This window comes from Williamsia sp. 1135 (assembly GCF_002095395.1).
Classification (GTDB): Bacteria; Actinomycetota; Actinomycetes; order Mycobacteriales; family Mycobacteriaceae; genus Williamsia.
The window spans coordinates 1-19,919 of sequence record NZ_MJEI01000056.1 but is presented as its reverse complement, the minus strand read 5'-3'; the positions used below and the strand labels follow the sequence as shown (position 1 = coordinate 19,919).

The following is a 19,919-nucleotide window of genomic DNA, read 5'->3' as shown; positions in this document are numbered from 1 at the left end:
GTGAGGCGGGCCTGCCGGTGTTCGTGGTGGACTACCGACTCGCACCCGAGCACCCCTTCCCGTCTGCCGCGGACGACGTCGAGCGGGCGTATCGGTGGCTGCTGGGCCGCGGCTATGACTCCGGCAGCATCGTCGTTGCGGGAGACTCCGCCGGAGGGCGCCTTGCGCTGGACCTGGTCATCGACAACGCGCGGCGGTCCGTACCCCAGCCCGCTGCGGTGGCGCTGTTCTCCCCACTGATCGACCTGACGTTTGATCTCGCCGAGTGCCGCGAGCGCGTGCGGCGCGATCCGATGATCTCCGCTGCCGGTGCGCGGGCGCTGACAACCCTCTACACATCCGGTCACGAACCCGATATCCCGCGCCTGCGACTGGCGGTCGAGGCCGGAACGGTGCTGCCGCCTTTCCTGGTGCAGGCCGGTGGCGCCGAGATGCTGGTCGCCGACGCCGAGTATCTGCGCGACCTGGTCGAAGCCAACGCGGGTACGTGCACGCTCGAAATCTGGCCCGATCAGATGCATGTCTTTCAGGCGCTTGATCGCATCTGTCCGGAGGCGACGCCGGCGTTGCGGCGGGCAGCACAGTTCCTCCGCGCCGAACTCGGTCACAGCGCAGCCTCCATTGACTAGTCCGCCCACAAGAGAAATCGAGAAATCATGTTCGGATTCCGATCGACCCCATCGCCGTCCTACGGCGCCGACGCCGTGGTGACTGGCGCGGGAAGCGGTATCGGCCGCGCCTTTGCCATCGAACTCTCCCGGCGCGGCGGCCGCGTCGTGTGCGCCGACATCTCACTCGAACGGGCCGAAGAGACAGTCCGGCTTCTTGCCGGCGCCGGCTATGCAGTGCAGTGCGGTGCGACGTCGCCGATCGATCGCAAGTGGAAGATCTCGCCTTGTTCGCCGAACTCGAATTCGGCGGCGCCCCAACGCTGGTCATCAACAACGCCGGCGTCGGTATCGGCGGACAACCGGTGGGCAACGTCGGCCTCGAGAACTGGAACTGGGCTTTGAGCATCAACTTGTGGGGCGTCATCCACGGGTGTGAAACGTTCGTTCCTCAGCTGCGTGCGGCCGGGCGCGGGGGAGTCATCAACGTCGCATCTGCCGCAGGCTTCGCCGCCGCGCCGACCATGGGCCCGTACAACGTCGGTAAGGCCGGAGTCATGTCGCTTTCGGAAACCCTGGCGGCCGAGTTGTCGGGGACCGGTGTGCGCGTGAGCGTACTGTGCCCGACGTTTGTCAAGACCAACGTGGCCGTTGACGGCCGTATCACCGCGCAGTCGTCTCAACTCGCGCAGAAGCTGATGCGGTGGACCGGATTTTCGCCCGAGCGCGTCGCCGTCGGCACGCTCGATGCTTTCGACAAGGGCCGCCTCTACGTCGTTCCGCAGCTTGACGCCAAGGCGATCTGGTTGGCCAAGCGACTCGCTCCAGCCCTCTATGCACGCGGCGCCGGCCTGCTCAACCGGCTGATGCCGAATGAGCCGGCCTCGCCCACCATCCTCCAAACCGCTTCAACGACAGGAAAGTGACGATGACTCAAAACGTCGATTTCGGCGCCATGCTGGACAAGATCAAGGACAAACAGTGGGCCCTCGCCGACATCGACTGGGACGCACCGGGTGCGGAGTTGATCAGCCCCGAGTTGCACGCCAAACTCAAGCCGTTCATGTCGGATCTGATGTGGATCGAGAACGTCGGTGCCCGCGGCTTCGCGGCCATGGCGCGCAAGGCCCCGACCGAGACGCTTCGAGACATCTACCGCCACTTCCATGCCGAGGAACAAAAGCACGCCAACGCCGAACTGGCGCTGATGCGCCGGTGGGGAATGCTCGCGAACGACGAGATCCCGCAGCCGAACGTCAACGTCAAACTGATCATCGACTGGTTGGACAAGTACTCCGATCAGACGCCTCTCGCTGTGCTCGGCACTGTCATTCCGATGCTCGAGGTCGCTCTCGACGGCGCGCTGGTGAAGTTCATCGTCGATGAGATAGACGACCCGGTCTGCCAAGAGGTGTTCAAGCGCATCAACGCCGACGAGTCACGCCATCTCGCGGTCGATTTCGAGGTCATCGAGCTGCTCGGCCATGCGAAGATGCGCAAGATCATCGTCGAGACCGTCGGCGCCTGGATGCACCCGTCGCTGATCATCGGCACCCTGCGTTACATTCCGTTGCTGAACAAGATGCGCGACAACATCGTTGAGATGGGTGTTGATGAAGAGCGTCTCTACACCGCCATGAAGCGATTCAAGAAGGTCGGTGAACGCACCCCCTTCCCGAAGCGCTTGCCCATGTACCGCTTCATCAGCTGGCACGGCTCCGTCGTGATCAACCGCAACCACCCCTATCACCGCTTCGCAGACGGCATGGTCACGCTGACCGCCAAATACCCCAAACGCTTGCTCCGCGACCAGCCCACCTGGTCGAAGGAACTGACCTACGAGCCCGTCGCATGAGCGGCCGGGAGGTGTTGTCCGTCGCGGTCATCGGCGGCGGATTCGCCGGCGTCGGCGCGGCGATCAGACTCAAACAACGCGGGATCAAAGATATCGCCATCCTTGAGCGTGGCACCCGCCCGGGAGGGACGTGGCGCGACAACACCTATCCCGGTGCAGCGTGCGATATTCCCTCGCGGCTTTACTCGTACAGTTTCGCACCAAATCCGGATTGGTCGCACACCTACTCCGGCAGCGAAGAGATCCTCGCCTACGTCGATTCGATGATCGACAAGTTCGAGCTGGGCCCGTATTTCCGTTTCGAACACAACGTGGCCGATCTGACCTGGCACGAGGACTCGTCTCTCTGGGAGATCACCATCGACGACCGCGAGCCGGTCTTCGCTCGCGCCGTTGTCATGGCGTCGGGCCCCCTTGCCAACGTGAGCCTCCCGAAGATCCGCGGCATCGAAACCTACGAGGGCGAGAAGATCCACAGCGCCCGGTGGAACCATGATTATGACTTCGCGGGCAAGAAAGTTGCCGTCGTGGGCACCGGCGCGAGCGGCGTGCAGATCGTGCCGGAATTGGTGCGCGTAGCGGACTCGGTGAAGGTCTTCCAACGCACACCCGGGTGGGTTCTTCCGCGTACCAACTTGAGTACGCGCCGGGTTACGCGAGAGATGTATCGGCGCCTGCCGTTCACGCAGTCGCTCGCCCGCAAAGCCTGGTTCTGGGGCCATGAGTCAGTCGCTTTGGGTGTGGTGTGGAAGTCGCCGTTGACCCGTGTGGTCGAGGGGGTGTCCAAGCTGCACCTGCGCGCGCAGGTGCCTGATCCGTGGATGCGCCGTCAGCTCACGCCCGAGTTCCGGGCCGGATGCAAACGGTTGTTGATGACCAGTCAGTACTACCCGGCTCTGCGGAAAGACAACTGCACATTGGTGACCTGGCCGATCGCCAGTATCTCGGAGAAGGGCATCCGCACCGTCGAGGGAATCGAGCACCAGTTCGACGCCATTGTCTTCGCGACGGGATTCGACGTATCCAAGGCGGGCACACCGATTCCGATCACCGGACTCGGCGGCCGCGTCCTCGCCGAGGAATGGAGCGCCGGCGCCTACGCCTACAAATCCGTTGCCGTTTCGGGGTACCCGAACATGTACTTCACGTTCGGTCCGAACTCCGGTCCGGGCCACAGCTCAGCGTTGGTCTACATGGAAGCGCAGATCGACTACATCGTCGACGCCATTGCCACCGCTGTGAACCAGGACTTCGTCCTCGACGTCCGGGCGGACGTGCAAGCGCAGTACAACGAAGAACTGCAACGACGATTGACCAAGACCACGTGGAACTCGGGCTGCTCGAGCTGGTACCTGACCGAGGACGGTTTCAACGCCACCATGTATCCCGGCTTCGCCACGCAGTACGTCAAACAACTCGAGACGGTTGTCTTACCGGACTATTCGGTGACGGCCGCGAACACGGCCGGCGTGGGTGGTGATGTCCTGGTCGGGAGTAACTGACCGGGAAAACCAGCCTGTTCCGGCTTCGCGTCCGCGGCGGTGCCCACCGCACCGACCTCATTCTCGGTCTGTGGACCGAGGAGGCGGTGTGGGTGGGGATCGCAGGGCCTGCAAAGGCCCCAGCTGAGGTAAACCGGCGTCGGCACACGTACACCGCGGGCTACGGTGCGTATGTGGAGCGATCAATCATGGATGTAAGGGGATAGCGGATGACGGCGGTACGGTCAGCCTTCAGCTTGCCCCTGGTCAGCTCGGTCGACGACAACCTGGAGCTCGCCCGCCTCGGGGAAGAGCTCGGCTACGACGACGTATGGCTGGCGGACACGGCGACCATCGACGTATTCGTACTGGCGGCGCTCGTGGCGTCCGCGACCTCGACGGTGCGGATCGGAACCGCGGTCGTGCCGGTGTTCACCCGTCCGCCGGCGCTGCTGGCCGCGGCGGCGGCGTCGGTCAGTCAGGTCGCAGGTCCCGATCGGTTCATCCTGGGGCTGGGTTCGTCATCGCCGGCCATCGTCGAGGACTGGTGCGGGATACCGTTCGAGCGTCCCGTGACCCGTGTCCGCGAGACCGTGGAAGCACTTCGGGTCATGTTCTCCGAACCGAAGGTCTCCTACTCGGGGGCCACGACCCGGGTGAGGAACTTTCGTCTCGGTGTGCCGCCGGCCGGTGAGGTGCCGCTGTGGATCGGTGCGCAACGTCCGGTCATGGCCGGGGTCGCCGGCGAGTTCGCGGATGGCGTGGCTTGTAACTTCATTCCCGCATCGGCAGTCCCGACCTTCAAGCAGACGGTCGCGGTCGGCGCCGCCCGCGCGGCGAAGACGACCTCGCTTCCTCTCGTCGTGAGACTGCAGACGATCGTGACGGACGATCGGGCGTCGGCGTTGGACACACTGCGAGCGTTGATGGGGCCCTACCTCGCGACCCCGACATACAACTCGTTTCTCGCGTCGTGCGGTTACGAAGCCGAGGCCGCGAAGATCAAGGCGGGCTGGGACGATCGCGACCGCGCAGGGTTGGCCGCCGGTGTCACCGATGAGCTGATCTCGGACCTCGCCATCGTCGGTGACGAGGCCGAATGCCGCGAGAAACTTGCGCGTTTCGTGGAGTCCGGCGTCGACATCCCCATGATTCACCCCGTCGCAAGAACGAAACGCGAGGCAGCTGCGATGCTCGAGGCGTTGCGCCCGCGCTGATTCATTGACGATCGAACGAGGATGACATCCCGCCCACCCCGGGTGTGATCACCTGCCCGGTCTTCCAGACCGAGATGGTCCCCATCTCGACCGGGGCATCGACGGACGGTCCTGCCCAGGCGAAGATGCCGTAGATCCCTGCAGTGGAATCGGGGGTGATCTCGTACTCGACAGACTTCTCGATGGTCTGTCCCGCAGGAACGTTCACCGTCTCCGGACCGACGATGGTTGCCCCTGTGCTGGTTCCCGGTACGGCGACGTTGACCCAGACCTGACCCGAGTACGCTGCGCCCGCAGGTGCGGTGACCATCAGCTTCGCGGTGACGCGGCCGCCGGCCTCGGTGAGTTTCACCGGGCTGTCGGTGGTGAGAGACACCCGCACGGGGAGCTTCGTGTCGGGCAGCGCGGGCCGGGTGGAGTTCGGAGAACCGTCACCGATCTCCGGCCAGCCGTTCGCCCACACGATCTTGTCGATCATGCCCTCGCGTCGTTGTGCGCCGCTGGGCAGCTTCAGGTCGGCACGCGGAACAGCATGATAGACAATCCAATCGGCTCCCGCGTCGTCGGTCACCACGGTGTTGTGGCCGGGGCCTGCCCACGCCTGGCTGCCCGCCAGCAGGAGTGCGCCGCCACCCTTGTTCAGGTCATCGCCCTTGCGATCGAGATACGGACCGGTTAGTGACTTGGACCGGCCGGCGAGGACTCGGTAGGCCGTGTCGGGACCGTTGCAGCAATGTCCCGCGGACACGAACAGGTAGTAGTAGCCCCCGCGGAAGACGACTTCGGGCGCTTCGAACCGGTCGTCGGCGATGGTCGTGACCGGGGCGCCGCTCGGGGCTGTTCCCTCGGCGTTGAGGGGTATCGCGTGTACGCCCTTGAAGTTTCCGACGAACATCGTCTTGGCGGTACCGTCGTCCCATAGATAGGGGTCGATGGTCCCGCTGACACCGACGTCTCTTGCGCAGAACACAGGATGGCCGAGGTCGGTCCACGGGCCCGTCGGTGATGCCGAAGTCGCAAGCCCGACACACGGATTCGTCGCGTCGTACAGCGAGTAATAGAGCGAGTACGTATCTGCGGATTTGCTGATGTGGGGTGCCCATGCCAGGTTGCCTGGCCGATGCCAGGAGGGGGCGTTCGGGAAGACGTCGCCGGTGTACCGCCAGTCGACGAGGTCGTACGAGGTGAAGACCGTCATGTTGTGAGCGCCTTGGCCGTCGCCCCAGTCGTCCGCCGTGGCATACATGTAGTACGTGCCGTCGTCGGCGCGAATCACGCTGGGATCTGCGGCGACAGGCCGGACGATGGACTCTGCGCCGGCGGTGGGCGCGGGTGCGAGGGCGACGGCGATCAGCGCCGCCAGCAATGGAACCAGGGTCAGACGCGCTCGCACCCTGGCCGAAGCCCCATACCCGTGCATGTTGCTCCTCGCCACCGCGCTGCCCATTTGGTCTAGGCAAACATATACACCTCAAGTAGAGGTTGACTGTTTGCCCACGCGCAGACACCCTGCCGTGATCAAAACGTGTGGCGATCGAGATCGCAGACTCGATCTCGAGTCAGGCGATCTGCAGGGATTCGATGATGTCGCGAGTTGCCGCCCGGCCCTCCGGGGTGGGGGTGAGGGGAAAGATGTGCAGACCTGACGGGCAGGTGTGCAACCGCACCTCGGATCCCGCCGCCGCGGCCAGCCCCTGAAAACGGATGGCGTCTGGGTAGAGCAGATCGTGTGTGCCGATGTGGAGATCTGTCGGGGCAAGGTTGCTCAGGTCACCGTAGATCGGCGAGACCGATGAGTGGGTGAGCATCGTGTTGGGCGCCCAGGCCCGGGCTGCCATGTCGAGTGTGATGCGGCTGAGCCAAGGGTCGCGACGTTCGACCGGGCCGATACGGGGATTACTCAAAGACAGGTCGAGCCAGGGGGAGATGAGTATCAGGCGATCGGGTGGGGGTAGCTGTAGTTTGGCGGCTGTCTGAGCCAGCGCCAGCGCCAGTCCGCCACCGGCTGAGTCGCCGACAAACGAGATCGGTTGTCCGGGGTTCTCTGCGATCACTCGCTGATAGACAGCGGTCAGGAACTCGTGAGCGTCGTGGTGGTCGTAGCGGGGGGCGAGGCCATAGATCGGCACTTCGACCTGTATGCCGGCGTCGGCGAGCTGGCTGATGAGCGTCCAATGGCCCGGCCCGATCTCGCTGACGTAGCCGCCGCCGTACAGATACAGCACGGTCGAGTCGGTTCTGGCGGTACGCGAGATCACCCGATAGGTGGGGAATCCGGCGATGAGGCGCCGGGTGACGATGTGTGTTTCCCGCAAGTCTGCCGGTGGGGTCGCTGCGACCTTGGCGCGGTTGATGTAGGCATGCACGCTCGCCGCGGTGTCCCCGCGGCGATACGTCTGGAACCGCAGCAACGCTGACAGTGCCTTCATCTGAATGCTCATCATTAGTGATGGTACGGACCGATTGTGTGCATGGTCCACGCGAATTCATGAGAATTGGCTGATGATGGAGCTGTGAGCCGGGCACGGCCGTTGGTCAGTGAGACAGTTTCAGACCGACGACCACGCCGACGATGACGAATATCAAGACGATCTTCAGAACAGATGCGGTTTCGCTGCCGGTGATCATCGCGTACGAGACTGTCAGCGCAGCACCGATCCCCACCCAAATCGCGTATGACGTCCCGGTGGGGAGGGTCCGCATCGCGTAGGCGAGCCCGAGCATCGAGATGACCAAACCGCCGACGAAGACGATGGTCGGTGTGAGCTTGCTGAAACCTTCGGATCGACCGAGGGCAGTGGCCCAGACGGCCTCGAAAACACCGGAGGCAACCAGTACCAGCCATGCCATGATGTACTCCTTCGCGGGAAGTACCGTCTTGTCGGCGTCCGGGTACGGTTTCGATCGTCCGGGGTGATCATCGTTGATCACAGTCGATGGTATCTGTCGCCTGGCGCGGTGGCGGGTGGGCGCAGCACCCGGATTCGGTGCGGGGCGGGCGAGGTGTCGCCGCAGTGCTAGGGGCGCAGCCCGTTGACCAGCACCCGGACGTAGCTGTCCAGGGATTCGCGGCCGGCCGCCCGGACTGCGAAGGCGGTACCGCAGATGAGGTGCCGGATGTCGTCGGCGTCGAGTTCGGCTGACACGATGCCTTCTCGGACGCCGCGCTCGAGCAGTTGTGACGTGAGCTCCCCGAGCTCTCCGATGATCGCCATCGTGTCGGTGCAGGCGCAGGTCTCGGACGCCAGCACCGCGCTCAGGCCGGCGTCGTCGAGCTGGAGTTCGATCTCGGCGACGATCAGGCGGTGTAGCGCACCCGCGGTATCCGGGTCGTGTGTGAGGTCGCGTGCCTCGACGACCAGCTTGTCGAACGAGTCCACGGCGAGCGCCTCGAGCAGCACCTGTCGGGAAGGAAAGTGGCGATAGGCGGTGCCGACGCCGACGCAGGCCTCTTTCGCCAGCGCGTTCATCGCGAGGGTGTCGTCGCCGGCCGCGAGGCTACGACGCGCCACCGTGAGCAACGCGTCGCGGTTCCGGACAGCGTCCGACCTCAGCCCCGCCGGGCTCCGCGCATGCAAGCTGTCGTCCACACCGCGAGTATACCGGAACGTTCATCGACTCGGATGATCTATCCACTTCTGCTACTGTTTGGTCAACCGGATTTGCTATCCGATTCGACAGACCGAGGAGAAGCGATGAGCGACAACTACTTCCACTGGACGCGTGCCGACATGCCGTCCCAGGTCGGCCGCCGGATCATCGTCACCGGTGCCAGCAGCGGTCTCGGTGCCATCGCGGCTCGCGAGCTGGCCGGCGCCGGCGCCCATGTGATCCTCGCGGTCCGTGACCTCGAAAAAGGCGATCGTGTCGCGACCAGCATCCGGGCGGGCAGCCCGGGAGCGGTATGCCGTGTCGAGCACCTCGACCTGGCTGAACTGTCGTCGGTTCGAGCATTCGCCGATCGAATGCTCGCCGCCGGTGAGCCAGTCGACGTCCTGCTCCTCAACGCCGGCGTCAGTAATCAGCCCTACTCGTTCACCGGCGACGGCATCGAGAAGACGTTCGCCACCAACATCGTCGGACACTTCGCACTTACCAACCTGTTGCTCCCGCTGCTCGAGATGGGCGGAGATCCCCGCGTGGTCAGCGTGGGATCCAACCTGTATCGCCGCTTCCGCGCCGACCTCGCATTCGACGACCTCGCGTTCGGTGATTACTACTCACCGCAGGGGTCCTATGTCCGATCGAAGGTCGCCACGGTGTTGTTCGCCGCCGAGCTCGAGCGACGCCTACGGTCCGTGGAGTCGCCGGTGCGCAGTCTCATCGCCCACCCGGGGATGAGCACAACGCCGATGCACGACAATGTCACCGGGTTCGTCCAGAAGTCGGTGATGGGTCTCGCGCATGCTCTGATCTCGCGGGATGCAGAAGAGGGTGTACTGCCGCTGCTGTTCGCCGCGACCAGTGAGCAGGCACCCTCGATGCGTTTCCTCGGTTGGCACACGCGCCGGTCCGACAAGCGACTGTGGAGCGATGAGTTCGTCGGGCGCGGCGCGGACGAGGATCTCGCCCGGGAGCTGTGGAAGACGCTCGACAGTGTCACCGCAGAAGACCTCGGCGTATTCGAGCGGGACTCCGCCTGAATTTCGGCACCCGATCGTGACCAGACGCCAAGGCGAACACGGTTACGATCAGCCGCGTGCGACTATCCACATCAGCCCCATTGGCAACTTTGGTAACAGTTGGGTGTGTGGCTGCCGTAGTTGCCTGCACGTCCGATGCGACCGCTGACCAGCAGCACCCCCAGACGTCGTGCCAGAGCGTGCTGCATGTCGGTGACTCGCTGTCGCTGGGCATCACGGACGAGGCGGACAGCCCGGGCGCCGACGTCGCACAGCAGTACGAGGCCGCCGGCGTGACGACCTCGTTCTTCGACGTCGCGGGCGGACGATCGAGTGTCGAAACAGTGGACGACAAGCCGAACGCCGTCTCTGCCGCGCAAGAACTGAGTCGCACGCACCCCGCTGCGGGCCGGTGCTGGGTGCTGCAGATCGGCACCAATGACGCTGCCAACATCTCCGCCGGGTCTCAGATCGACGCGACCGCTCGCATCGACCAACTGATGCAGGTGGTCGGCGGCGAACCGGTGCTGTGGCCGAATCTCAAGACGCTCGCATCTGCGCCGACGCACTACGAGCCGGAAAAGATGGTCGCGTACAACGGTGCCCTCATGGAGGCCTGCACGCGGTATCCGAACCTGCGGATCTACGACGCCGCAGCGGATCTTCCAGACACCGCGTTCGTCGACGGAATCCATCACACGGGCGCGGGTTCGGAAGTGTTCGCCGGCGGTATCGCAGGCGCTCTTGCCTCCGCCTACCCGGCAGCCTCTGACCCCGCACCCGGATGCATGGTGGGGCCGGCAGTTCCCAGCTCCTCACCGGAGGGTTCGCCGGGCCCGATTGCCGCACCTCTCCCCGGCAACGGCCAGATCTGCTTCGCCCCGATCGTAGATTTTTGTTTACCGACAACAGCTTTCGGTTCGTCTTCCGCGACCGACCGGTGACATCGCGCGGCTGATGTAGCGTAATCGGACGATACTGCCGGTGCTCTCGCCGGGATAGGCTGGCCACCTGTCCGCCCTCCTGGGCGGCCTCGGGGCGGGGTAGAACATGTGATTCCCACAGATGGTGGGTGGCTGCACACCTTGTGACCGACGCGATCTGAAGAGTCGATCAAAGGAACCGTCAGTACGACATGCCACGTCCAGTTGAGACCGACGCGACCTACTTGCCCGCCCTCGACGGAATCCGCGCGTTCGCAGTCGCGTTCGTCGTGCTCTACCACCTCGGAATCCCCGGTTTCACCGGTGGATTGCTCGGGGTCGGGGTCTTCTTCACCCTGTCGGGTTACCTGATCACCTCGATCCTGATCTCCGGTAAAGAGAAGTCCGGCAAGTGGCACCTCGGCACCTTCTGGATCAAACGCTTGCGCCGGCTGGTGCCTGCCGTCGTACTGGTGCTGGCGGCCACGCTCGCCGCCGCCGCGATTGCCCAACCCGGCCGGATCGGCGAATACGCCTGGCAGGCCTTGAGCTCGCTCGGCTATGTCAACAACTGGCACAACATCTTTGCCGAGACCTCCTACTTCGATCGCTTCGGCCCACCGAGTCCGCTCGGTCACATGTGGTCGCTGTCGATCGAGGAACAGTTCTATCTCATCTGGCCACTGGTGCTCGCGGCGGTGTTCTTCGTCGTGCGGCGGCGCGTGTTGATCACCCTGGCGACCGTCGCGCTCGCGCTCCTCTCGTTCTATCTCCTCTACGACCTCTCGGTGGCGGGCTTCGACAACACGCGCGCATATGAGGGAACCGATACGCGCGCGGGTGGACTACTGGTGGGCGCCGCGGTCGCGATGTGGTGGCCCGCCCGCTCGACGACCGTGTCGCACAACGGCAGATGCGGCCTCGATGTCGCGGCGTTGGTGGGTCTGGTCACAGTCACGGTGCTGGTGACGACGATGCCTGATGGCGGAGCCGGCCTGTACACCTACGGAATTGCGCTGCTCAGCATCGCCACGGCAGCAGTGCTGATCGCCGCCGTCGTCCCGGCGACGCTCGTAGCGACGGTGCTCGGTCTGGCACCGCTCCGCTGGATCGGGGAACGGTCGTACGGGATCTATCTCTGGCACATGCCGCTGATCGCGTTCACGCCGATGGCCTTTCGGGCCTACTCGCGTCCCATCAGTTCTGTGGTGATCATCGTCGCGACGGTGGTCCTCGCCGCGCTGTCGTGGCGGTTCGTCGAGAATCCGATCCGTACCCACGGATTCGCAGGGGCATGGCGTCTCGGCGTCGAGCGCGAACGCCCACTCATCGCTTCGCTGGTCGACAAAATCATCGCAGCACTCGAGAGGCTGAGAGCGCCCCGCGTTCGTCGGCAGAGGTGGTCCATCGTGGGAAGCTGCGCGCTGGTGCTGACGCTCGCCGCCGGGGCGATGGTCGGGTTGAGTGGGCTGAACACCGACACCGCCTTCGTGAACGCGCTTCCCGGCTCCGGTCCGGCGACGACGTCGATGAACGCGCTGCCCGTCGACCCGGTATCGACTGTTCCCGAGAAGGTTTCAACCGGGCCGACCGTACCCATCGGGCAACGCCGCACCGAGTGCGCCACGGTCATCCACGTGGGCGACTCCACCTCGGTGGGGATGATCAGCGAGGAGACCCTGCCCAATCCGATCACCAGGGTGCCGGCGCAGTACGAGCGCGTTGGCGCGAGGACGGTCATCACCGACATCTCGGGCGCGAGGTCGAGTCTGGAAGAGGTCGCCGGAGAGCCCAATGCCGTCGATGCCATCAAGGGGCACATCGCCAGAGGCGAGTCCGGCTGCTGGGTGATGGCGATGGGTATCAACGACACCGCCAATGTCGTGGTCGGCGGCCTGGGTCCGGTGGACATGAGAATCGATCGGCTGCTGAAGCCCCTCGGCGACCAGCCCGTGCTGTGGCCGACGGTGCGCACGACCGAACTCAACGCCAACCCGGCGTACGACAACGGCGAGATGGAGAAGTTCAACCTCGCACTGCTGCGGGCCTGCGAGCGATATCCGAATCTGCGGCTTTACGACTGGGCGGCCGAAACCGATCCGGCGTGGTTCACCGACGGGATCCACTACACCGCGGCCGGTTATACCGAGCGGGGCCGCCGGTTCGCGACAGCATTGGCCACCGCCTTCCCGGCGACCGATCATGAACCCGCGGGTTGCGTGGTCAGGGCGGACACCTGATCCACGAGCGGATCGGTCAGCTCAGCGGTACAGATGTCGGTGAGCAGGCCATCAACCACCGCTGATGCAGTGCATGGAATCTATCGACGCGGTTGTCGGTTGGACGATGGCATGAGTACTCCCGCCCTCTTCGAACCCATCACCCTGCGCGACCTGACCATTGCGAATCGAGTCTGGTTGGCGCCGATGTGCCAGTACAGCTGCTTCGCCGAAGACGGCGTACCCACCGACTGGCACCTGGTCCATCTCGGCTCGCACGCCACCGGCGGCTTCGGGCTCATCTTGACGGAGGCCGCTGCAGTGGTCCCGGAGGGTCGGATCAGTCCGCAGGACGCCGGTATCTGGAACGAGGAGCAGACGATCGCCTGGAAGCGCATCGTGGACTTCGTACACGCCCAGGACTCGGCAATCGGCGTTCAACTGGCGCACGCAGGCCGCAAGGCGTCGACCTACTCACCCTTCGCAGACAAGGATGGCTCCCTGCCTGCAGCAGAGGGAGGCTGGGCGACCAGCGCCCCGTCGCCGATCGCATTCGAGGGCTACGACGTCCCTACTGCGCTGAGCGTCACAGAGATCGCCGGCCTCGTCGGTGCGTTCGCTGATGCCGCTCGCCGCGCGGACGACGCCGGATTCGACGTCGTCGAGATCCACGCTGCCCACGGCTACCTGCTGCACGAGTTCCTCTCGCCGCTGTCCAATCAGCGTGATGACCAGTACGGCGGAGATTTCGCGGGCCGAACCCGTTTCCTGGTCGAGGTCGTCGACGCTGTCCGAGCGGTATGGCCAGAGGGCAAACCCCTGTTCGTACGTTTCTCGGCAACGGACTGGGCCGACGGTGGGTGGACCGCCCAGGAGAGCGCAGAGTTGGCGTCGACGCTGGCACCACACGGAGTCGACCTCATTGACGCGTCGACAGGCGGCAACGTACTCGCAGAGATCCCGGTCGGCCCCGGATACCAGGTGGAGTTCGCGCAGAGCATCCGCGAGCAGTCGGGGGTCCCCACCGCAGCAGTGGGTCTGATCACCGAGCCCGGGCAGGCCGAGAAGATCCTCACCTCCGAAGCCGCCGACGCGATCCTGCTCGCGCGTGCAGCTCTCCGAGAGCCGGCCTGGCCGCTGCGGGCCGCGCACGAACTCGGGGTCAGCCGAAACGACGCTCCCTATCGCCCGCAATATGTTCGCGGTGCGTGGCGGGATAGATGATCTGCCTCTACTGGGGCAGCTCGACGTAGATGCGGGTCCACGGTTGGTCGTCGATCAGCTCCCAGCGGTGGCCGCCGCCGACGGTGTCGTGGGCGAGGAGCACGTCGCCCGGGGTCACGACGAACTCGTCGCCACCCCGAGTGGTGAAACGCAGGGTGCCGGTGAGCGTGATCACGTACTGACGGTGCGGGGCAGTGTGCCACTCGTATGTTCCGCCCGCGGGGGTGACGGTGGCGTGGACGCGCAACGCGTCTTGGATGGGTATGTCGAATTCGCGTTCGGCGTAGTGACTTTCGCCGTCCTCGCCGGTCCATAGTTCGATCAGTCGACTCACGTGTTTGTCCCGCTCCCTCGGTTGCCGATGCGCAGGCCCACACTAACGGCGGCGCCGCGGCCGGTTGCACAATCGTCAAATGTCGCGACAATCGAATTGACGGCCGGGCCGCCGCGGACGAGGGGTCGATGGGATGCGCAGTAGAAGACACATGGGGCACAGCAAGCGTGCCGCACCGGCGGGTGCGCTCAGCAGACCAGTCGATCGCTACGAAATCCGGCTCCGCAGATGGCTGATCCTGATCGTTGCACTCGCCGCCGCCATCCCGGTGCTGGCCGGGGTGATGGTCTGGAAAGCTGCTGATCCGGCGGGTTCGCCCATGATGATCTCCCAGGCCCGGGCAGTGGTCGACACGCCCGCCCCACCGATCACGGCACAGACCATGGGCGCACCGTTGGTGTCGGTGCAAGCGCACTGGGAGTGGAACGGCCGCCGGCACGATGGCGTGATCGCGGTCCCCACGGGCACGGCGGCGGGAGCGGGCATAACCATCAACGTCGACGAAAACGGTGACTGGGCCGGCGAGGTGTCGGCCGCCGAGAAGCGGATGTACGGCACGACGGCGGCCGTGGTGCTCTCGGTGTTCTTGACGATGCTGCTGATCGCAGTCGCACGCGAGCGCTCTCGGCAACTACTCGAGCGTCGCCAAGAGCACTACTGGACCGAGAGTCTGCGCCGCTTCTTCGCCACCCTGCCCGACTGAAACTTCGCTCGACCGCACGCCGGCCCTGGGATTCAGCAGCAACGCCCCTGCGGATTCGCGTCCTGGTTCCGGTAGCGCATCCGCCAGTAGTCGCTCTCGCTCAGCGGTAGGACGTCGGGGTGCTGTGCCGACTGGTGCATCACGTACCGCCGGTAGTGGTTGTCGCCCATGACGGAACCGACATACCAGCGGAGCGCGCCGGCTCCACGCCGCAGGGTCTCGATCAGTGGGACGTCCTTTCCGGTCTGCCGATCTTCTCCCATTCCTTCTCCACCTCCTTCTCGGTACTGGTCGCGATCAGGCCGCTCGGCGCGAAGATCTTCGACTCCACCGGTTCGTCCTCGGTGGTCGGAAGCCCGCCTTTGCGAATGGCCTTGACGCACACGACCGCGGCCGCGGCCGCAACGATGAGCACGAGAACCGCGAAGACGATCGACAGCGTTCCCTGGATGAACGTGTTGCGGATCACCGCATCGATCGCGTCCGGGGTCGAGGCCGTCTTGAACTCGCCGAGCCCCTGATCCTTGGCGTTCTTGAAGTCGCTGTGCTGCTGCCAGTAACCGATCGCGGGATTGTTCGAGAAGATCTTCTGATAGGACGCGGTCATGGTCACCGTCAGATCCCAGGCCAGCGGGATACCGGGTATCCACGCCCACTTGAGGAGGCCGCGTTTGAGTACGACCACCAGGATCAGGGTCAGCGCGATGGCGGCCAGCAGCTGATTGGCGATACCGAAGAGCGGGAACAGCGTGTTGATGCCACCGAGCGGGTCGGTGACACCCATGAGCAGGATGGAACCCCACAGGCCGACGACGATGAGCGTGCACAGCCAGGCACCGGGCTTCCACGACGGATCCTTGAAGCGCTTGCCGCCCTTCACATTGCTCAGTCCGTCCGAGAGCATGAACCGCGCCACACGGGTACCGGCGTCGACCGTGGTCAGGATGAACAGCGCCTCGAACATGATCGCGAAGTGGTACCAGAACGATCGGAGGGATTCGCCGCCGAACGCACTCTGCATGGTGTCGGCCATACCCATCGCCAGCGTCGGAGCGCCACCCGTCTTGGAGATGATCGATTCCTCGCCGACGGCCTTGGCGGCGGCGTCGAGCGATGCCGCGGTCGTCGGGTCACCCGACAGGTTGAGCTTGGTGTTGACGTACTCGGCGGCGCCTTCGGCTGTTCCGCCGGTGACGCCCTTGGGTGCGTTCATAGCGAAGTACAGGTGCTGGTTGAGGATGCATGCGGTGATCAGCGCCATGATCGCGACAAACGATTCAGTGAGCATGCCGCCGTAGCCGATGATGCGGGCCTGACTCTCTTTCTCCATAAGCTTCGGCGTGGTGCCGGAGGCGATCAGCGCGTGGAAGCCCGAGAGCGCGCCGCAGGCGATTGTGATGAACAGGAACGGGAACAGCGAACCGGCGAAGGCGGGGCCCTGACCGTTGTGCGCGAACTCGCTGACCGCGGGTGCCTGCATCACGGGCCGGGCGATCACGATACCCAGGGCGAGAAGCGCGATGGTCCCGACCTTCATGAAGGTCGACAAGTAGTCGCGCGGAGCCAGCAGCAACCACACAGGTAGCACTGCGGCAGCGAAACCGTAGATGATGATCGCCCAGCTCAGGAAGACGGGGGACAGGCTGAACCAGTCGGAGCCCCAGCTCGATTCGCCGACGTACCGCCCCATGACGATGGCGAGCATCAGCAGCGCGAATCCGATCAGCGACACCTCGGAGACCTTGCCGGGTCGGAGGAACCGCAGATAGACGCCCATGAAGAGCGCGATCGGGATGGTCATCGCCAGGGAGAAGACGCCCCAGGGGCTTTCAGCCAGGGCGTTGACCACGACGAGTCCGAGGACGGCGATGAGAATGATCATGATGACGAACACCGCGATGAGTGCGGCGAACCCGCCGACGTCTCCGAGTTCGTCGCGCGCCATTTGCCCGAGGCTGCGGCCGCGACGTCGCGTGGAGATGGTGAGCACCAGATAGTCCTGGACACATCCGGCGAACACGGCGCCGATGATGATCCAGATCGTTCCCGGCAGGTATCCCATCTGCGCGGCGAGTACCGGACCGACCAGGGGGCCTGCGCCGGCGATCGCGGCGAAGTGGTGCCCGAAGAGCACGCGGCGGTCGGTCGGCATGTAGTCCTGCGAGTTGTCGAGGACCTCGGCCGGGGTGGCCTGATCGTCACGGGGCTTGACGATCTTCATCTCGATCAGCCGCGCGTAGAAGCGGTAGCCGATCACGTAGGTACACAGCGCAGCGATCACGAACCAGATCGCGTTGACGGTCTCACCGCGGACGAAGGCGATGATGGCCCAGGCGATGGCGCCGATGACCGCGATGACAGCGAACATGATGCGCTTGCCGACGGTCATCGGGCTGCGATCGATGATCGCGACGGGGGGAAGATCGGGGTCGGTTTTGATCAGATCGATGTGTGGATCCGAGTCGCGTTCCTTGGTAACGGTCACCATGGCTCCTGTGCATTGTGGGCGGTAGGAGGACTTGTCGTCCGGGCTGCTGCCGTCGTGGCGTGTGTAAACCAGTGTGGCGCGCGTCACTCTACGCCCGACCCCGATCGGAGATATCTACCTCCTTTCGTTAGCAAAGGTTTGGTGTGGGGTAGCCAGCCACAGGCCGCTGACCACGCCGGGGAAGCCGGGCAGGCCGGATGCTGCGACCGTCACGATGACCGGGAGGGCGGCCAGCACGCTCACGACCCCGATCCAGCGGGAAGACCAAGAACTCACCGAAGGCCATCCTGGCGATCGCACCCGCGGCGACCGTCACGCCGAGATAATTGATGAACGGCCCGGAGTCGTTGAGGACGTAGAGCACGTACAGGCCGGCCTTGTCGAACGTCTCGTCCTCATTGCCGCCGTCTCACTGCGCGAGGGCGCGAGGTCCTCGAGATGATGGCCCGTGGCCTGGGCACGCCAGTATCGCCCGGCGCTTGTTCCTGTCGGCGAAGACTGTCCGCAACCGGGTCAGTGAGATCCTGGCCAAATTGCGGGCCCGGACCCGCGTCGAAGCCGTGGCCCGGGCCCGTGATGCCGGCATCGGTGGCGGAGACGCCTGAGCCCTCCGCCGACTGTGCCGATAACCGCGTCGATCGTGCCTTTCCGACCGTCGATCGTGCCTTTGCGATTCATGCAGCAGCGCAACCAATTACCCGTGCAAACAACTGGTCGCTCTGTCAGGGGTCGCTGGTAGCCTTCAATCGAAGACACTGTGTCCGAGTCGAGTTGGTCCGTGGTGACTTGGAATCCATTGACTACCAGTGCTATTAGTTCGTTCAGACTACTTGCGAACACCTGTTCGAACGGTTAGATTGGTGTTAGTCGATCGACCTGGGGAGGGTTCGATGAACATCCGCGCCACTACTGAAGACATGATCGGTCTGGTGGTATCAGACGATCCCGGTGACCTGGCTTCACTGACGAAAGACCTGATCACCCTGCGCAATGCGACCGAGTCGCAGCTGTCGGTCTGTGCGGCGATGATCGACCGGCTCGGGTTCGCGAAGAAAGCCGGCACCACACCGTCGAAGTGGCTGCAAGACAACGGCGCCGCCCCAGCACCAGCATCGCGCTGGCTACGTATCGGCGCCGGCGTCGCGAAGCTCGATCGCACCGCCGGGTACTTCCGGGATGGATTCCTCTCCACCGAGCATGTCGACGCCGTGGTCAAAGGGATCAAGCAGATCAACGACAGGTCGGACGTCGGGATCACCGACGAGGAACGAGTCGTCTTCGAAGGAAAATTGTTGAGTCACGCCATCTCCGGAGCGCGACCCACCGAGATCGAGAAGATCGCCCAAGGTCTGGGAAACCAGGTCGCCCACGACACCGGCGGACCCACCCCGGCTGAGGATCCCTCACTCAACAAACTCGACTACGCGTTCAGTGAGGGACGGTTGGTGGGTCGGTTCGATGTGGATGCGCAGATCGGGGAGAAGTTGCACGCCGCGCTGGACCTGTGGAGCCGGCCACGCCCAGAGCCCGATGGATCTGATGATGCCCGCAGTGACACCCAGCGCCGCGCTGACGCGTTGCATCAGTTGCTCGATTGCGGCGGTGGCGGCGGCGATGGATTCGTGTCGGCGCCGCGGACCGAGGTGAACGTATCCGTACCCGCCGACCACCCCGACCGGGCGACGCTGGAGTGGATGGGACCGATCACCGAGCACCTCGCGAAATTGCTGGCGTGCGATTCCTCGATGGCATCGGTCATCCTCGACCAGCACGGGGTGCCGATCGACGTCGGACCTTCGAAACGCCTGTTCACCGGCGCTGTCCGCAAAGCGATCATCATCCGCGACCAATGCTGTGTTAAATGCGGCGGATCAGCGTCCTGGTCTGATTGCCACCACATCATCTACTGGTCCGACGGTGGCACCACAACATTGGGCAATGGCTGCCTACTGTGCCGGACCTGCCACCGCGCAATCCACAACACCGGATGGGAGATCAGTATGGGGTCCGATGGGCATCCGTGGCTGATTCCGCCGGCCGATATCGACCCGCAACGAAGACCCTTACCCGCCTACAACAGGCGAACCATGACACTCGCAGCCTGATCTACTTTCTGACAGCAACTCTCAGACCGCTCGACCCCCCGCGTACCCGAGAACGCTTCGGGACCGCGCACGCAGATTGACAATTCCACAGTGTGAAACGCAAGGTGCTGCCGCCCGGATGGGCCGGGCGGCAGCACCAC

General features: G+C 64.5%; 18 protein-coding genes, 1 pseudogene and 1 riboswitch. Of the genes and pseudogenes, 12 read left to right on the top strand and 7 right to left on the bottom strand.

All coding sequences use genetic code 11. The features are described 5' to 3' along the window. Positions 1 to 11 precede the first annotated feature (11 nt). From BFL43_RS29270 to BFL43_RS02705, 5 genes and pseudogenes are all read left to right on the top strand, one after another. On the top strand, positions 12 to 629 hold the full coding sequence (locus tag BFL43_RS29270) for an alpha/beta hydrolase (RefSeq protein WP_346425932.1): 618 nt from the start codon (positions 12 to 14) through the stop codon (positions 627 to 629). A gap of 27 nt (positions 630 to 656) precedes the next feature. Beyond that, positions 657 to 1,534: pseudogene (locus BFL43_RS02720) on the top strand (SDR family NAD(P)-dependent oxidoreductase). A gap of 2 nt (positions 1,535 to 1,536) precedes the next feature. Beyond that, positions 1,537 to 2,463: a reductase gene (locus BFL43_RS02715; RefSeq protein ID WP_084890547.1), complete on the top strand. Its 927-nt coding sequence runs from the start codon at positions 1,537 to 1,539 to the stop codon at positions 2,461 to 2,463. Then, entirely contained in the window at positions 2,460 to 3,965 is a 1,506-nt protein-coding gene (locus BFL43_RS02710) for an NAD(P)/FAD-dependent oxidoreductase (RefSeq protein ID WP_084890546.1), read from the top strand. The genes BFL43_RS02715 and BFL43_RS02710 overlap by 4 nt, the downstream gene beginning before the upstream one ends. A 209-nt stretch (positions 3,966 to 4,174) precedes the next feature. Then, positions 4,175 to 5,161 carry an LLM class flavin-dependent oxidoreductase gene (locus tag BFL43_RS02705; RefSeq protein WP_084890544.1) on the top strand — a complete coding sequence of 329 codons (987 nt, stop codon included), beginning with the start codon at positions 4,175 to 4,177 and terminating at the stop codon, positions 5,159 to 5,161. Position 5,162: 1 nt separating this feature from the next. Here BFL43_RS02705 and BFL43_RS02700 read toward each other — a convergent pair whose 3' ends face one another. The 4 genes from BFL43_RS02700 to BFL43_RS02685 form a co-directional block, all read right to left on the bottom strand. Further along, positions 5,163 to 6,581: a family 43 glycosylhydrolase gene (locus BFL43_RS02700; RefSeq protein ID WP_084890566.1), complete on the bottom strand. Its 1,419-nt coding sequence runs from the start codon at positions 6,579 to 6,581 to the stop codon at positions 5,163 to 5,165. 139 nt (positions 6,582 to 6,720) lie between these two features. Continuing rightward, positions 6,721 to 7,602: an alpha/beta hydrolase gene (locus tag BFL43_RS02695; protein WP_168176511.1), complete on the bottom strand. Its 882-nt coding sequence runs from the start codon at positions 7,600 to 7,602 to the stop codon at positions 6,721 to 6,723. A 94-nt stretch (positions 7,603 to 7,696) separates the two neighbouring features. Next, positions 7,697 to 8,011, bottom strand: a complete 315-nt coding sequence (locus BFL43_RS02690; protein ID WP_143695046.1) for an SMR family transporter — start codon at positions 8,009 to 8,011, stop codon at positions 7,697 to 7,699. A gap of 17 nt (positions 8,012 to 8,028) precedes the next feature. Next, positions 8,029 to 8,095: riboswitch (guanidine-III (ykkC-III) riboswitch) on the bottom strand. Between the two features lie 83 nt (positions 8,096 to 8,178). Beyond that, positions 8,179 to 8,751 carry a TetR/AcrR family transcriptional regulator gene (locus BFL43_RS02685; RefSeq protein WP_084836165.1) on the bottom strand — a complete coding sequence of 191 codons (573 nt, stop codon included), beginning with the start codon at positions 8,749 to 8,751 and terminating at the stop codon, positions 8,179 to 8,181. A gap of 105 nt (positions 8,752 to 8,856) precedes the next feature. Here BFL43_RS02685 and BFL43_RS02680 point away from each other — a divergent pair, with 105 nt between their 5' ends. From BFL43_RS02680 to BFL43_RS02665, 4 genes are all read left to right on the top strand, one after another. After that, positions 8,857 to 9,804 (top strand): SDR family NAD(P)-dependent oxidoreductase, encoded by a 948-nt coding sequence (locus tag BFL43_RS02680; protein ID WP_168176510.1) that lies wholly within the window; start codon positions 8,857 to 8,859, stop codon positions 9,802 to 9,804. Positions 9,805 to 9,911: 107 nt separating this feature from the next. After that, on the top strand, positions 9,912 to 10,727 hold the full coding sequence (locus tag BFL43_RS02675) for an SGNH/GDSL hydrolase family protein (RefSeq protein WP_084890536.1): 816 nt from the start codon (positions 9,912 to 9,914) through the stop codon (positions 10,725 to 10,727). 191 nt (positions 10,728 to 10,918) lie between these two features. Beyond that, positions 10,919 to 12,946: an acyltransferase family protein gene (locus tag BFL43_RS02670; protein ID WP_084890534.1), complete on the top strand. Its 2,028-nt coding sequence runs from the start codon at positions 10,919 to 10,921 to the stop codon at positions 12,944 to 12,946. Between the two features lie 111 nt (positions 12,947 to 13,057). Further along, positions 13,058 to 14,149, top strand: a complete 1,092-nt coding sequence (locus tag BFL43_RS02665; RefSeq protein WP_084890533.1) for an NADH:flavin oxidoreductase/NADH oxidase — start codon at positions 13,058 to 13,060, stop codon at positions 14,147 to 14,149. 7 nt (positions 14,150 to 14,156) lie between these two features. On the opposite strand, the gene BFL43_RS02660 is transcribed toward BFL43_RS02665, so the two are convergent. Further along, positions 14,157 to 14,483, bottom strand: coding sequence for a hypothetical protein (locus tag BFL43_RS02660; protein ID WP_084890531.1), 327 nt, complete (start codon positions 14,481 to 14,483; stop codon positions 14,157 to 14,159). A 151-nt stretch (positions 14,484 to 14,634) separates the two neighbouring features. Here BFL43_RS02660 and BFL43_RS02655 point away from each other — a divergent pair, with 151 nt between their 5' ends. Then, positions 14,635 to 15,186 (top strand): hypothetical protein, encoded by a 552-nt coding sequence (locus BFL43_RS02655; RefSeq protein WP_084890529.1) that lies wholly within the window; start codon positions 14,635 to 14,637, stop codon positions 15,184 to 15,186. Positions 15,187 to 15,218: 32 nt separating this feature from the next. Here BFL43_RS02655 and BFL43_RS29265 read toward each other — a convergent pair whose 3' ends face one another. Together BFL43_RS29265 and BFL43_RS02645 are read right to left on the bottom strand one after the other, a co-directional pair. Further along, positions 15,219 to 15,449, bottom strand: coding sequence for a YbdD/YjiX family protein (locus BFL43_RS29265; protein ID WP_084890527.1), 231 nt, complete (start codon positions 15,447 to 15,449; stop codon positions 15,219 to 15,221). After that, positions 15,410 to 17,671, bottom strand: a complete 2,262-nt coding sequence (locus BFL43_RS02645; RefSeq protein WP_240498014.1) for a carbon starvation CstA family protein — start codon at positions 17,669 to 17,671, stop codon at positions 15,410 to 15,412. The genes BFL43_RS29265 and BFL43_RS02645 overlap by 40 nt, the downstream gene beginning before the upstream one ends. 482 nt (positions 17,672 to 18,153) lie before the next feature. On the opposite strand from BFL43_RS02645, the gene BFL43_RS02635 reads away from it, so the two are divergent. Then, positions 18,154 to 18,279 (top strand): LuxR C-terminal-related transcriptional regulator, encoded by a 126-nt coding sequence (locus BFL43_RS02635; RefSeq protein WP_240498013.1) that lies wholly within the window; start codon positions 18,154 to 18,156, stop codon positions 18,277 to 18,279. Between the two features lie 285 nt (positions 18,280 to 18,564). Continuing rightward, positions 18,565 to 19,779: a DUF222 domain-containing protein gene (locus tag BFL43_RS02630; RefSeq protein WP_084890523.1), complete on the top strand. Its 1,215-nt coding sequence runs from the start codon at positions 18,565 to 18,567 to the stop codon at positions 19,777 to 19,779. Positions 19,780 to 19,919 lie beyond the last annotated feature (140 nt).